The 12,778-nt window shown below is 59.1% G+C and carries 14 protein-coding genes and 1 pseudogene; 12 read left to right on the top strand and 3 right to left on the bottom strand.

What is annotated here, in order from left to right; all coding sequences use genetic code 11:
- Positions 1-3: 3 nt before the first annotated feature.
- The 5 genes and pseudogenes from CFII64_RS30530 to ada all read left to right on the top strand — a co-directional run.
- Positions 4-504, top strand: a pseudogene (locus tag CFII64_RS30530) (MCP four helix bundle domain-containing protein); the annotation flags it as partial.
- A gap of 549 nt (positions 505-1,053) precedes the next feature.
- Positions 1,054-1,641 carry a methyl-accepting chemotaxis protein gene (locus CFII64_RS30535; RefSeq protein ID WP_371106443.1) on the top strand — a complete coding sequence of 196 codons (588 nt, stop codon included), beginning with the start codon at positions 1,054-1,056 and terminating at the stop codon, positions 1,639-1,641.
- Between the two features lie 174 nt (positions 1,642-1,815).
- Positions 1,816-2,205, top strand: coding sequence for a copper homeostasis periplasmic binding protein CopC (copC, locus tag CFII64_RS13540; RefSeq protein WP_020291348.1), 390 nt, complete (start codon positions 1,816-1,818; stop codon positions 2,203-2,205).
- Positions 2,206-2,209: 4 nt separating this feature from the next.
- Positions 2,210-3,085 carry a copper homeostasis membrane protein CopD gene (copD, locus tag CFII64_RS13545; RefSeq protein ID WP_020291349.1) on the top strand — a complete coding sequence of 292 codons (876 nt, stop codon included), beginning with the start codon at positions 2,210-2,212 and terminating at the stop codon, positions 3,083-3,085.
- Between the two features lie 93 nt (positions 3,086-3,178).
- Positions 3,179-4,276 (top strand): bifunctional DNA-binding transcriptional regulator/O6-methylguanine-DNA methyltransferase Ada, encoded by a 1,098-nt coding sequence (gene ada / locus CFII64_RS13550; RefSeq protein ID WP_020291350.1) that lies wholly within the window; start codon positions 3,179-3,181, stop codon positions 4,274-4,276.
- Here ada and CFII64_RS13555 read toward each other — a convergent pair.
- Complete coding sequence (locus tag CFII64_RS13555) at positions 4,266-5,282, bottom strand: MDR family oxidoreductase (RefSeq protein ID WP_020291351.1); 1,017 nt, start codon at positions 5,280-5,282, stop codon at positions 4,266-4,268. The genes ada and CFII64_RS13555 overlap by 11 nt on opposite strands.
- 45 nt (positions 5,283-5,327) lie before the next feature.
- A complete protein-coding gene (locus CFII64_RS13560) occupies positions 5,328-5,978 on the bottom strand; it encodes a TetR/AcrR family transcriptional regulator (RefSeq protein ID WP_052026627.1) in 651 nt (216 codons plus the stop codon).
- Between the two features lie 115 nt (positions 5,979-6,093).
- Here CFII64_RS13560 and CFII64_RS13565 point away from each other — a divergent pair, with 115 nt between their 5' ends.
- The 5 genes from CFII64_RS13565 (at position 6,094) to CFII64_RS13585 (ending at position 10,960) form a co-directional block, all read left to right on the top strand.
- A complete protein-coding gene (locus tag CFII64_RS13565; protein WP_020291353.1) occupies positions 6,094-7,170 on the top strand; it encodes a nitronate monooxygenase family protein in 1,077 nt (358 codons plus the stop codon).
- 153 nt (positions 7,171-7,323) lie between these two features.
- Positions 7,324-8,046 (top strand): molybdate ABC transporter substrate-binding protein, encoded by a 723-nt coding sequence (gene modA / locus CFII64_RS13570; protein ID WP_177325419.1) that lies wholly within the window; start codon positions 7,324-7,326, stop codon positions 8,044-8,046.
- On the top strand, positions 8,047-8,727 hold the full coding sequence (gene modB / locus CFII64_RS13575) for a molybdate ABC transporter permease subunit (RefSeq protein ID WP_020291355.1): 681 nt from the start codon (positions 8,047-8,049) through the stop codon (positions 8,725-8,727).
- A gap of 3 nt (positions 8,728-8,730) precedes the next feature.
- Entirely contained in the window at positions 8,731-9,819 is a 1,089-nt protein-coding gene (gene modC, locus CFII64_RS13580) for a molybdenum ABC transporter ATP-binding protein (protein WP_020291356.1), read from the top strand.
- An 88-nt stretch (positions 9,820-9,907) separates the two neighbouring features.
- Positions 9,908-10,960, top strand: coding sequence for a DNA topoisomerase IB (locus tag CFII64_RS13585; protein ID WP_020291357.1), 1,053 nt, complete (start codon positions 9,908-9,910; stop codon positions 10,958-10,960).
- A 106-nt stretch (positions 10,961-11,066) separates the two neighbouring features.
- Here CFII64_RS13585 and CFII64_RS13590 read toward each other — a convergent pair whose 3' ends face one another.
- Positions 11,067-11,435: a helix-turn-helix domain-containing protein gene (locus tag CFII64_RS13590; RefSeq protein ID WP_020291358.1), complete on the bottom strand. Its 369-nt coding sequence runs from the start codon at positions 11,433-11,435 to the stop codon at positions 11,067-11,069.
- Positions 11,436-11,743: 308 nt separating this feature from the next.
- Here CFII64_RS13590 and CFII64_RS13595 point away from each other — a divergent pair, with 308 nt between their 5' ends.
- A complete protein-coding gene (locus tag CFII64_RS13595) occupies positions 11,744-12,451 on the top strand; it encodes a hypothetical protein (protein ID WP_052026623.1) in 708 nt (235 codons plus the stop codon).
- 84 nt (positions 12,452-12,535) lie between these two features.
- On the top strand, positions 12,536-12,718 hold the full coding sequence (locus CFII64_RS13600; protein ID WP_020291360.1) for a hypothetical protein: 183 nt from the start codon (positions 12,536-12,538) through the stop codon (positions 12,716-12,718).
- Positions 12,719-12,778: the final 60 nt, after the last annotated feature.

A 12,778-nucleotide genomic window follows, 5' to 3' on the forward strand; every position in this document is an offset into this window, starting at 1 on the left:
GTCATGCTCGGACAACTTACAATAGCGAAACGCCTTGGGCTGGGATTCGGCCTGGTGCTGGCCTTGATGATCGCGGTGGCTGCCATCGGCGTGCAGCGTGTGGGGTTGATTGAAAACAGCCTCACACGGGTCAGCGAAGACGCCACTGTCAAACAGCGTTATGCGATCAACTTCCGTGGCAGCGTCCACGACCGGGCGATTGCCATTCGCGATGCGGTGCTGGTGCAGGATGATCAAAACCTGGCGATTCAGCTGCGTGATATTGAACGGCTCAACGGCCTGTACCAGATCTCGGCGACGGGCCTTGACCAGATCTACGCCAGCAAAGATGCCAACGCCGACGAAAAACGCCTGCTGGAGGACATCAAAAGCAGCGAACGGACCACGCTTACCCTGACCGCGCGGCTGTTGACCCTGCGCCAACAGGGCGATCTGGCTGGCGCTCAAGCTTTGCTGATGACCGATGTGTCGCCTGCCTACAAGGAATGGCTGAAGCGGATCAACGCGCTCATTGATAACGAAGAAGCCGCCATCGGTAGCGATGTCAGTTTCGTGCGGGTGACTGCCGCCAATTTCGCCTGGTTGATGTCGCTGGCAACCGCGGTGGCCGTGGCGATTGGCATCATCGCTTCGTTACTGATCATCAACAGCATCAAGTCGACCCTGGGTGCCGAACCCAACGAAGTCGCACGACTGATTCGCCGGTTGGCCAGCGGTGAGCTCAACGACAAAATCGACACCCGCTACCCGGACAGCGTCATGGGTGCGCTGAAAACAACTGCCACGCACTTGTCGGGCACAATCACTCAGGTTCGTTCGGCGGCAATGGAGTTGATGGGTTCTTCATCCCGTCTGCGGGCCAGTTCCGACAGCAACAGTGAGCAAATGCGTCTGCAAAGCAGCGAAACCGAACGCATGGCGTCGGCAATCGCTCAGATGACCGTTACGGTTCATGAAGTTGCAGGTTATGCGAGCCGGGCCGCGAACGCATCCCAGGCCGCCGATCAGGAAGTCGAGAAAGGTAAGCGCGTGGTGGAAGGTACGGCGCTGGCGATGGACGAATTGGCGCATGTTCTGGAAAACGCTGCGCAATCGGTTGGCCAGGTGGCGCAAGACAGCCAGCAGATCGAAACCATCGTCGCGGTGATCAATTCGATTGCCGAGCGCACCAACCTTCTGGCGCTGAACGCAGCCATCGAAGCTGCCCGCGCCGGTGAGTTCGGTCGTGGCTTCGCGGTTGTGGCGGACGAGGTTCGCTCGCTGGCGACGCGGACCCAGGATTCCACTCGAGAAATTCGCGAGATGGTCGGCCAGTTGCAGGCTGGCGCGGGCAAAACGGCAGATTTGATGCGTGATAGTCGTGAGATGGCACGGCACACTGTGGAGCAAACCCATCTGGCGGAAGCTGCCTTGATTCAGATTCGTCACGAGGTCGCGGCCATCAATGACATGAATGCGCAAATCGCCACGGCGGCCGCGCAACAAGGCGTTGCGGCCCAGGACGTCAGCCTGAATATCAATCGTATTCACGACTCAGCGATTGAAACTGCCGAAGGTTCCCATCAGGTGGCACGCTCCAGCAAAGAGCTGTCGACCCTGGCCGATGTGCTGACCGAACGGGTAAGTTTCTTCAAGGTTTAAGTCCAGGTTTGCGCAGATACGAGCACAGTCCTACAGCCCGGCTCGGAGGATTGTGCTCGCTTTTGTTGCCCTGTTCTTGACCTGAACACTGGAGTCGATCGGCAGTTTCTGGTCTAGTAGCCCGCTTAACTGCCGTTCACGCACCAATTCAGTTCAAGCAAACAGGTACCTTCAATGTCTGCCCTGCGCTTCAAAAACATCGCCCTCTCCCTCAGCCTTCTCGCCTCGGCGTCCCTGTCCAGCCTGGTTTTTGCCCACGCTCATCTGGAAAGTCAACTGCCCGCCGCAGACAGCACGGTCCCTGCGCCCAAGGAACTTCGCCTGCAGTTTTCCGAAGGCGTCGAAGAGAAATTCACCAAAGTCAGCATCACGTCCACTGCTGCCGGCGGCAAGACCATGGTTGAAGCGGTTCCCGAAATTGCCACCGACCCTGCCAATAACAAAGTCCTGATCGTTACCCCGGTCGCCCCGTTGAACGCTGGCGAATACAAAATCGAATGGCACGCGGTTTCGGTCGACACCCATAAAAGCGAAGGCACTTACCGCTTCACGGTAAGCCCTTAACTTCATGGCGACCGCGCTGATCCTGTGCCGATTCGTGCATTTTTCGGTGGTGCTGGTGTTGTTCGGTCTGTGTCTGTCGCGAGACGTTATTTTCCGTTCCAGCCTGGTTTCGGCGCGTCTCACCTTGCTGGACCGCCAGTTGCGCCGCGTCCTGTCATGGCTTGCGGCGTTGGGGCTGGCCAGCGCTGTGGTGTGGTTGTCGCTCACCGCCGCGAGCATGGCCGGGAATTGGCGGGATGCGGTTGATTCGCAGACCTTGCTGCTGGTGCTGGGCAATACGTTTTTCGGCAAGGTCTGGGTCTGGCATTTGAGCCTTGGCGTGCTGATGATTCTTGCGCTGGCGCGTTCGACCACAGGGTTTCCCGGCCTGAGGCTGATGGTCAGCGCGCTGCTGTTGGCAACGCTTGCTCCGGTTGGCCATGGCGCCATGTTCAGCGGCGTGTTTGGCCAATTGCTGATCCTCAATCAGACGCTGCACCTGGGTGCCGTGGCTGCCTGGCTCGGCGCATTGTGTTTGTTGCTGGCCCTGGTTTTACGGCCTGGAACGCTGGATGTGCGCGCGCTGCTGCTGAGGTTCAGCGGCATCGGTTATGGATTGGTGGCACTGATTATCGCCACTGGACTGATCAACGTTCGGGTCTTGAGTGGGGCTCCCTGGCCAATCCCGGCGTTTTCCGGATTTGGCTTGATCCTCGCCATCAAAGTCGGCCTGGTACTGTGCATGGTGTTGCTGGCGGCTCTGAACAGGATGCTGCTGCGCGGCGGTGACGTTCGTCTGGACAGGCTACGCATCAGCATTGCGTTGGAGTGTGCATTCGGCTTCGCGGCCGTTGCTGCCGTATCGTTGCTGGGTACGTTACCGCCCATGCTGGCTGCTTGAGTTTTTCGAGTTTGAGCGCAAGACTCGGAGTTCTCCTGGACTCGCAGCGCCCTACTCTAAGGTCATTCGAGTTCAGTCACAGGTAACCGAGCCATGAACAGCCTCCTTGCGATGACCAATCCCCTTGCTGAAGACGATCCGCGCTGGATTGCCGTGCAGGCTCGGGATGCCTCGGCAGATGAGCAATTTGTCTATGCGGTGCGCACCACCGGCGTGTACTGCCGGCCCAGCAGCCTTTCCCGCTTGCCACGCCGGGAAAACGTCGTGTTTTTCGACAGCGCGGCCGACGCCGAGGCCGCCGGATATCGCCCGAGCAAACGCGCTGCGGCCGATCAAACCCTGGTTGCAGCGCAGCACGCGGTGCTGGTCGCCAACGCTTGCCGCGCCATCGAACAGGCTGAACAACTGCCGAGCCTCAAGCAGTTGGCGGAGGTCGGCGGGCTGAGCCCTTATCATTTTCACCGGGTATTCAAGGCCGTAACCGGCCTGACGCCCAAAGGCTACGCCAATGCGCATCGAGGCCAGAAAGTCCGGCAGAGATTGTCCGCCAGCGGCTCCATTACCGATGCGCTCTATGACGCAGGCTTCAACTCCAACAGCCGTTTCTACGAAGCGTCCGGCACGCTATTGGGCATGAAACCCGGGCAGTATCGTGACGCAGGGGCCAATACTGAAATCCGCTTTGCGGTGGGGGAATGTTCGTTGGGGGCGATTCTGGTCGCGCAAAGCGCCTTGGGTGTCTGCGCGATCCTGCTGGGTGAAGATCCGCACACCTTGATCGATGACTTCCAGCACCAGTTTCGTAACGCCGCACTGATCGGCGCCGACCCCGATTTTGAATGGCTGGTGGCTCAGGTCGTGGGTTTCGTCGAGGCTCCGTCCAAGGGCCTTGATTTGCCGCTGGACCTGCGCGGCACGGCCTTCCAGCAGCGAGTCTGGAGCGCCTTGCAAGACATTGCGCCAGGCACCACGGCCAGTTATGCCGAGATTGCCCAGCGAATTGGCGCGCCCACGTCGTTTCGCGCCGTGGCCCAGGCCTGCGGCGCCAATCGCCTGGCCGTGGCTATTCCGTGTCATCGGGTGGTACGCAGCGACGGCAATCTTTCAGGCTATCGCTGGGGCGTGGAGCGCAAACGGGAGTTGCTGGATCGGGAAGCCAGATCGGCCCCGACGCCACCCCTCAACGCCTGACATCGACCACCACCCGGCCCCGAACTTCACCTTTGAGCAGTTGCGCAGCGGTTTCGATCACTTCGCTCAAGCCGATTTCATGGCTGATCAGCGGCAGCAGCAACAGGTCCAGGTCGCGAGCCAGCCGATCCCAGGCTTCGATACGGTCGACGCGAGGCCGGGTCACGCTGTCGATACCCGCCAGGGTGACGCCGCGCAAAATGAAGGGTGCCACAGAACCGGGAAAATCCATGCCTTGGGCAAGCCCGCAGGCTGCGACGGTGCCGCGATAACGCATGGCAGCGCAGACGTTGGCCAGGGTGTGGCTGCCGATGGAATCGATGGCGCCCGCCCAGCGTTCCTTGGTCAACGGCTTGCCTGGCTCGGACAAGGTTGCCCGGTCGATGACTTCAGCCGCTCCGAGTTTTTCAAGGTAAGCGCTCTCGTTCAAGCGTCCGGTGGAGGCAACGACTCGATAACCCAAGCGGGCCAGAATGGCCACGGCGAAGCTGCCCACGCCGCCATTGGCGCCGGTGACCAGAATGTCGCCCTTGTCGGGGGTTACGCCATTGCTCTCCAGCGCCATCACCGCCAGCATCGCGGTGTAGCCAGCGGTGCCGATGGCCATGGATTGAGCAGGCGTGAACGCTTTCGGCAGCGGGATCAGCCATTTGCCTTGCAAGCGCGCTTTTTCCGCCAGTCCGCCCCAATGCCCTTCACCCACGCCCCAACCATTGAGCAGCACGGCGTCACCAATGGCAAAATCAGCATCGCTGCTGGCGCTGACCGTGCCGACCAGATCGACACCCGGCACCATGGGAAAGCTGCGCACGATGGGGCCTGCGCCGGTAATCGCCAGGGCGTCTTTATAGTTCAGCGTGCTGTAGGAAACGTCGACGTTGACGTCGCCCTGCGGTAGCGAATCCTCGTTGAGCTTCGCCAGGGAAACGCGGTAGCCCGCCATGTCACGGCTGGCCGGGTCGTCTTTTTCGATCAAAATGCCTCTGAACTCAGTACCGTTGACCATGGTGCCTCCTGTTTAGACCGATCGTCTTTAAATATGCCGAAAGAATCACTGCGGCAGTCCGCGCAGAAATCCGCTGATGAATGTATTTAGGGGAACATCGCTTTTGACCAGCCGGGCGCGCAGTACCGCCCCTTCCCAGCCGATCCAGAAAAACGCGGCCAATTCGTCGCAGTCAGCGTCTCGGGCAAGCTCTCCGGCCCGCTGGGCCGCTCGCAGGCATTGGCTCAAACGCGCTTGCCAGGCGACAAAGATCGTTTCCAGCGTCTCTCGAAAACCTTCAGGGAGCATGCCGACTTCCTGCCCCAGGTTGCCCACCATGCAGCCACGTCGATAGTCATGCCTGGCCATCCCGGCCTTGGCGTTCTGCACGAAACCCACCAGCCGCTCCAGCGGAGTCAGGGTTTCGTTGAGCAGCCAGCGATCCAGCATTTGCGCGAAATACTCGGCGTAGTTGTCCAGCACCGCGCGCCCGAATGCCTCTTTGCTCTCGAAGTAGTGATAGAACGAACCTTTCGGCACGCCCACCTGCTTGAGAATGTAATCGATGCCGGTCGCCATGAACCCCTGCTCGGTGAACACTTCCGTGCCGCAGCGGATCAGTGCCGCGCGGGTTTCGAAGTTTTCCCGATCCACTTTGGGTGGACGGCCTGGGCGGCGGATTTTCCGGACGTCTGTGTGGTGAGCTTCTGTCGTCATGAACTGGATATTAGACCGATCGTCTTTTATGTCAATACGCCCTTTGCTCAGGTTGCCAAACGGCCGGAATCCACGCTCAATAGTGACTTCACATTTCGCGCGCAACGGAGCACACATGACTGCCTGGCCTGATCGTCGCATTCTTGAACTGTTCGATATCCAGCTTCCGATTCTGGAAGCCCCCATGGCGGGTGCCAGTGGTTCGGCGCTGGCAATCGCAGTTGGCAACGCAGGAGGTCTGGCCTCATTGCCCTGCGCGATGTTGAGCCATCAACAGATCCGCGATGAAGTCGCGCTTTTTCGTCAGCACAGCCAGGCACCGCTGAATCTCAATTTCTTCTGTCACCAACCGCCCGCCGATGACCCACAGCGAGTGGCTGGCTGGAAAGACGCGCTGCAGCCTTACTACCAGGAACTGGGCGTCGATTTTGCCGCGCCCTCGCCGGTGTCCAGCCGCGCGCCGTTTGATCCGGCCAGTTGCGAACTGGTGGAAGAGCTTAAGCCAGAGGTGGTCAGTTTCCATTTTGGGCTGCCGGATGCCGCGCTGCTGGCGCGCGTCAAAGCCACTGGGGCCAAAGTGCTTTCATCAGCAACCACCGTCGCCGAGGCGATCTGGCTGGAACAGCACGGTTGCGACGCCATCATCGCCATGGGCTACGAAGCTGGCGGGCATCGTGGCATGTTCCTCAGCGAAGAGCTGTATTCGCAAGTCGGCACGCTGGCCCTGGTGCCGCAAATCGTCGACGCCGTGAGTCTGCCGGTGATCGCTGCCGGCGGGATTGCCGATGGTCGTACGATGGCGGCGGCGTTCATCCTCGGTGCGTCGGCGGTGCAAGTGGGTACGGCATATTTGTTCTGCCCGGAATCCACCACCAACAAACTGCATCGGGAAGCACTGCGCACCGCCGACGAAAGCCAGACTGCCCTCACCAATATCTTCACCGGGCGTCCTGCGCGCGGCATCGTTAACCGGGTGATGCGTGAATTGGGGCCTATCAGCCCGATTGCCTCGGCATTTCCGCTGGCGGGCGGTCCGTTGATTCCACTGCGAGCGATTGCCGAACCGCAGGGCAATCCTGACTTCATGAGCCTCTGGGCGGGACAGGCCGTGGGCATCAAACATCAGTATTCGGCCGCGCAGCTGACCGAAACCATGGCGCAGCAAGCGCTGGAAAAACTTGTAGGCCGTTGAAACTCCGCTTCCCCTGATACGACCTGACGCTATATATTTCGATATATAGCGAATGGCCGGTAGCATCCGGCCAGTCATTCAGCGTGTCTCTGCATTCGGAGCTGTTCAATGGGTTTTCCCTCCACAAGTGTTGCGTTCAAATCCCTGGCTGGCATGCTTGCCGCACTGGCAATGGGCAGTGCTTTCGCCGATGAGGTGCAAGTGGCCGTCGCCGCCAACTTCACCGCGCCGATCCAGGCCATTGCCAAAGATTTCGAACAGGACACCGGCCACAAGTTGGTGGCTTCGTTCGGAGCAACCGGGCAGTTCTATACCCAGATCAAGAACGGCGCGCCTTTCGAAGTATTCCTCTCTGCCGACGACACCACGCCTGCCAGGCTTGAACAGGAAGGCGACAGCGTCAAGGGCTCGCGTTTCACCTATGCAATCGGCACTTTGGCGTTGTGGTCGGCCAGGGAAGGTTATGTCGATGACAAGGGTGAAGTGCTCAAGGGCAACTCGTTCGAACATCTGTCCATCGCCAATCCCAAGGCTGCACCTTATGGGCTGGCAGCGACTCAGGTGCTCGCCAAGCTGGGCCTGACCGACGCCACCAAGCCGAAGATTGTTGAAGGCCAAAGCATCACGCAGGCGTACCAATTCGTCTCCACCGGCAATGCCGAGCTCGGTTTCGTTGCGCTTTCGCAGGTTTTCAAGGATGGCAAACTCACCAGCGGATCGGCCTGGATCGTACCGGCCAACCTGCATGAACCGATCAAACAGGACGCCGTCATCCTGAACAAGGGCAAGGACAACCCAGCGGCCAAGGCGTTGATCGAATACCTCAAAGGACCGAAAGCCGCAGCCGTGATCAAATCGTTCGGGTACCAGTTGTAAATGCCACTGGACGCCTCTGACCTTGCTGCCATCTGGCTGACGCTGCAACTGGCGTCCCTGACCACGGCTATCTTGCTGGTGATCGGCACGCCCATTGCGTTATGGCTGGCGCACACCCGCTCGTGGCTCAAAGGCCCGATCGGGGCGATTGTCGCGCTGCCGCTGGTGTTGCCACCGACGGTCATCGGTTTCTATCTGTTGCTGCTGCTGGGCCCGAACGGCGCGGTAGGTCAATTCACCCAGTACCTGGGCATCGGCACGCTGACCTTCAGCTTTCCGGGTCTGGTGATTGGTTCGGTGTTGTACTCCATGCCGTTCGTGGTGCAGCCGCTGCAAAACGCCTTCGCTGCGATTGGCCCACGGCCGCTGGAAGTGGCCGCAACCTTGCGGGCCAATCCATGGGACACCTTTTTCAGTGTGGTTTTGCCCTTGGCCAAACCAGGCTTTATCACCGGTGCCATTCTCGGCTTTGCCCATACGGTCGGCGAGTTTGGCGTGGTACTGATGATTGGCGGCAATATTCCCGAGAAAACCCGTGTGGTCTCCGTGCAGATCTTCGATCACGTGGAATCCATGGAGTACCTGCAAGCCCACTGGCTGGCGGGTGCGATGGTGGTGTTTTCTTTCCTGGTTCTTCTGGCGCTCTACTCCAGCGGCAAGACCCAATCTGGCTGGAGCTGAGTGATGACGTCGCAAATACAGGTGCGCTTGCAGGTTGCCTACCCGGAGTTTTCCGTCGACGTAGATCTGGCCCTGCCGGGCAAAGGCGTTACCGCGCTGTTCGGTCATTCCGGTTCCGGCAAGACCACTTGCCTGCGCTGCATTGCCGGTCTTGAAAAAGCTCAAGGTGGTTACATCAACATCAACGGCGAGGTCTGGCAGGACAGCGTCAACGGCGTGTTTCTGCCACCGCATAAACGCGCGCTGGGTTATGTGTTTCAAGAAGCCAGCCTGTTTGCGCATCTGTCGGTGCAGGACAATCTCGAATTCGGCATGCGGCGGATCCGCAAAGCCGAGCGCCGCATCGATCTGACTCAAGCCACACAGCTATTAGGCATCGAGCATCTGCTGGGACGTCGGCCTGACAAGCTTTCCGGAGGTGAACGGCAACGAGTCGGCATTGCCCGGGCGTTGCTCACCAGCCCTCGCCTGCTGTTGCTCGACGAGCCGCTGGCCGCATTGGACGCCAAACGCAAAAGTGAAATCCTGCCGTATCTCGAGCGGCTGCATGACGAGCTGGACATCCCCATGCTCTATGTCAGCCACTCCCAGGACGAAGTCGCGCGCCTGGCCGACCATCTGGTGTTACTCAGCGAAGGTCGAGCGTTGGCCAGTGGGCCGATTGGCGAAACCCTGGCCAGACTCGACCTGCCGCTGGCCATGGGCGACGACGCGGGCGTCGTCGTTCAGGGTTTGGTCAGCGCCTATGACGCGGGCTACCAGTTGCTGAGCCTGCGCCTGCCTGGCAGTGATCTATTGATGCGCGTCGCTCATACGCCGCTGGCAACCGGCACGTCGCTGCGTTTCAAGGTCCAGGCCCGTGACGTCAGCCTCACCCGGCAACCGGACGAGCACAGCAGCATCCTCAATCGTTTGCCCGTCACGGTGATCAGCGAAGTTGCAGCGGACAACACTGCGCATGTATTGGTACGTCTCGATGCTGCCGGCACGCCATTACTGGCGCGAATTACCCGTTATTCTCGCGACCAGTTGCAGCTGTCTGTGGGCCAGCAGTTATGGGCGCAAATCAAATCGGTGGCGGTGCTTGCCTGATCAAGCGGCGCCTCGGGCGTTGTAAATAGTCGGCACCACTGAGCAAGGCTGCGGTCAATGGATTTAACTGCCTTACGGACCGATTGCCATGCCCGACACCACCGTCATTGCACAACTTCCCTCTGACCTGCACTACGTTGAAGATACCCAGGCTGGCCTGAGCCGGAAGATCCTGCGGGGCAAATTTGTCTATTTCGACGCGCAAGGCCAACGCATCAAAGATCAAGCTGAAATCAAACGCATCAATGCGCTGGTGATACCGCCCGCCTACACCGACGTGTGGATCTGCGCCGATCCGCAGGGTCACCTACAAGCGACCGGGCGCGACGCACGGGGGCGCAAACAATATCGCTATCACCCGCGCTGGCGGGAAGTTCGGGATCAGAACAAGTATTCACGCATGGTCCAGTTCGGTCTGGCCCTGCCTAAGGTACGCAAGAAAATCGAAGCGCAACTCGCGCAGCCGGGTATTGGTCGGGACAAGGTGATGGCGACAGTGATTTCACTGCTCGATGCAACCCTGATCCGCATCGGCAACAGTCAATATGCACGGGATAACCGTTCGTATGGATTGACGACCCTGCGCAACAAGCACGTGGCCGTGCGTGGCAATTCGATCCTGTTCGAGTTTCGCGGCAAAAGTGGCGTCGAGCATAAGATCAGCGTGACCGACCGGCGTCTGGCCAGAGTGATAAAGCGCTGCATGGAACTGCCGGGCCAGAACCTGTTCCAGTACCTGGATGACAACGGCGAGCGCCACACCGTGAGTTCATCGGACATCAATGCGTATCTGCAAAGCCTGACCGGGGCGGATTTCACCGCGAAGGACTATCGCACCTGGGCCGGAAGCGCATTGGCACTGGCGACGTTGCGCAAGCTTGATTGGGAGCCGGAGGGTGATGCGAAGAAGCATATTGTCGACATGGTGAAGGCGGTCTCCCGACAGCTGGGCAACACACCTGCCATTTGTCGGAAATGTTATATCCATCCCGCCGTCATGGAAGGGTTTCTACAGGGTGAGCTTGCCAAGTTGCCGCGCAGCCGACAGCGCAAGGGACTGCGCGCCGAAGAGGTGGCGCTGGCGTGTTTCCTGCAGAACCTTATGGATAAAGCCGCAGCACTGGTTGTGCCGGGTGATTGAGCGCGGGGCCTGTCCGGGCCGGTGAGTGGTTTGCGTCCGCTCACTGGCCAGTTAGTTAGTTAGTTAGTTAGCTTTTCATCGTTTCCTGACGGGGTCTCGCGACATATCAAGCGCCGACGTTGCTCTGTTTGCCGTTGACGTCGTAGGTATTGGACAGCTCCTCGATCGTGGCAAGGAAATGCTTGACCGCGTGTTGGACCTCGGTCAGTAGGACATCCGATTGCACAGCTGGGTTTTCAAACCGGCTGAACAAATTGTCTACGCCAAGCCCCGTAGCGCGGCGACTGGTCAGTACATACAAGACGTCAACACCGATGCTCGCCAACGCTGCAAGATAGTCAGCCTTGGGCACGCGCTCCCCACTTTCGTACTTGCCTTGAGCATTCGCAGCCACCCCGCCCAGCTGGCCCATTTCCCGCTGAGACAAACCCAGGCGCTTGCGTTCTTCTCTCAGTCTTGTGCCTATTTCACTCATGGATCTGGATACTCCCGCCATCACGAGTCGCAAGTTTCTCAAAAAATACGACGGATTAAAATGGTCTGTCGGGCTTTCCAGATACCAAACATTACCGTAGGACAATTCGCACTTGGCAATAAGCCATTTCCTACGCTACAACAGTAGTGTTAGCTGTTCCAGTGCCAACCCTTCTCATTTTTCTGATGGCCCTCGCGCCGTTGGCTGCAGTATTAAATAAGGGCTATTGAAACTTAAAACTTGATAAACGTGGTTTATCGCTTCAAGGAAAGCTTGTGACTGAACGCCCTATCATCTTTAGTGCCCCCATGGTCAATGCGATTCTGGCCGGCAAGAAAAACGTAACTCGTCGCATCGTTAAATTTCCTCTGCGTCCGATGGTTTCCAAGGATCAGCCCGGCCCTGAGACGCACTACGGAGGCGGCATGCAGCGGGAATCGGACGATAGCCCGGCACAAATTGACCTGCAAAGTCATTTCGCGGAAGGTGCCGCTGGTCTTTGCCCTTACGGAGATGCGGGCACCAGGCTGTGGCTCAAAGAGGCGTTTTATGCCTTTGGTCGTTGGGAAAAGCATCCAAGTACGAAACGCGGCCGTGATGTCTGGCGCTTTATCGATATGACCCTCCAGTCCGGCCACGATTATTGCTTCGAAGAGCCCGCGCGCTACGTCAAGACCTCACGCAACGATCCAGGCCCGACATGGTGGCTGCGGCCAAGCCTGTTCATGCCCCGTCGCGCTTCCCGAGTTGACCTGGAAGTCACCGACATACGCATCGAGCGCTTGCGTGATATCACCGATGAACAGGCGCGGGCGGAGGGGTTTTCGCCGATGCATGACGGTGTCCACATGTATTTCGTCAATCACCTGCCCCATCCCAGCACCGGCATGAGTATCACGGCGGTGATTGCCTTCGCCCTGTATTGGCAGCGCCTGCATGGCAGTGATTCATGGAACGAAAATCCCTGGGTCTGGGTGGTGAGCTTTCGCCGACTGGACCCGCCGCTCAAGCCGTAGTGTTGCCCTGAGGTTGCTGATATGGACTGAACGATCCGACCTGTTGCCGGATCGTAGTCCTATCAACCCAAGGAGACATTTGCGATGGCACACGACAAACGCACCGTTCGCGGCGACAACATCAACGACCCCGATGCGAGCCCGGCCGACATCGCTGACCATCAACAACGCACTGAAGAAACCCGCCAGGAGCAAGAGCAAACCGGCGGTGATCACGATGATCAGGGCCACGCCCCCAAGGTGCCGGACTCGACCAATCCTCGCTGACCGGACCCTCTCGCACTTACACTGACGTTACGGCGTCTTGCCCGTTTATGCATTTGTACA

The organism is Pseudomonas sp. CFII64 (assembly GCF_000416235.1).
Taxonomy (GTDB): domain Bacteria; phylum Pseudomonadota; class Gammaproteobacteria; order Pseudomonadales; family Pseudomonadaceae; genus Aquipseudomonas.

What these genes read in the sequence shown, in the direction of transcription:
- CFII64_RS30535 (WP_371106443.1), top strand. Translation starts at nt 1,054, where the DNA reads ATGGACGAATTGGCGCATGTTCTGGAAAACGCTGCGCAATCGGTTGGC.
- copC (WP_020291348.1), top strand. Translation starts at nt 1,816, where the DNA reads ATGTCTGCCCTGCGCTTCAAAAACATCGCCCTCTCCCTCAGCCTTCTC.
- copD (WP_020291349.1), top strand. Translation starts at nt 2,210, where the DNA reads ATGGCGACCGCGCTGATCCTGTGCCGATTCGTGCATTTTTCGGTGGTG.
- ada (WP_020291350.1), top strand. Translation starts at nt 3,179, where the DNA reads ATGAACAGCCTCCTTGCGATGACCAATCCCCTTGCTGAAGACGATCCG.
- CFII64_RS13555 (WP_020291351.1), bottom strand. Translation starts at nt 5,282, where the DNA reads ATGGTCAACGGTACTGAGTTCAGAGGCATTTTGATCGAAAAAGACGAC.
- CFII64_RS13560 (WP_052026627.1), bottom strand. Translation starts at nt 5,978, where the DNA reads ATGACGACAGAAGCTCACCACACAGACGTCCGGAAAATCCGCCGCCCA.
- CFII64_RS13565 (WP_020291353.1), top strand. Translation starts at nt 6,094, where the DNA reads ATGACTGCCTGGCCTGATCGTCGCATTCTTGAACTGTTCGATATCCAG.
- modA (WP_177325419.1), top strand. Translation starts at nt 7,324, where the DNA reads ATGCTTGCCGCACTGGCAATGGGCAGTGCTTTCGCCGATGAGGTGCAA.
- modB (WP_020291355.1), top strand. Translation starts at nt 8,047, where the DNA reads ATGCCACTGGACGCCTCTGACCTTGCTGCCATCTGGCTGACGCTGCAA.
- modC (WP_020291356.1), top strand. Translation starts at nt 8,731, where the DNA reads ATGACGTCGCAAATACAGGTGCGCTTGCAGGTTGCCTACCCGGAGTTT.
- CFII64_RS13585 (WP_020291357.1), top strand. Translation starts at nt 9,908, where the DNA reads ATGCCCGACACCACCGTCATTGCACAACTTCCCTCTGACCTGCACTAC.
- CFII64_RS13590 (WP_020291358.1), bottom strand. Translation starts at nt 11,435, where the DNA reads ATGAGTGAAATAGGCACAAGACTGAGAGAAGAACGCAAGCGCCTGGGT.
- CFII64_RS13595 (WP_052026623.1), top strand. Translation starts at nt 11,744, where the DNA reads ATGGTCAATGCGATTCTGGCCGGCAAGAAAAACGTAACTCGTCGCATC.
- CFII64_RS13600 (WP_020291360.1), top strand. Translation starts at nt 12,536, where the DNA reads ATGGCACACGACAAACGCACCGTTCGCGGCGACAACATCAACGACCCC.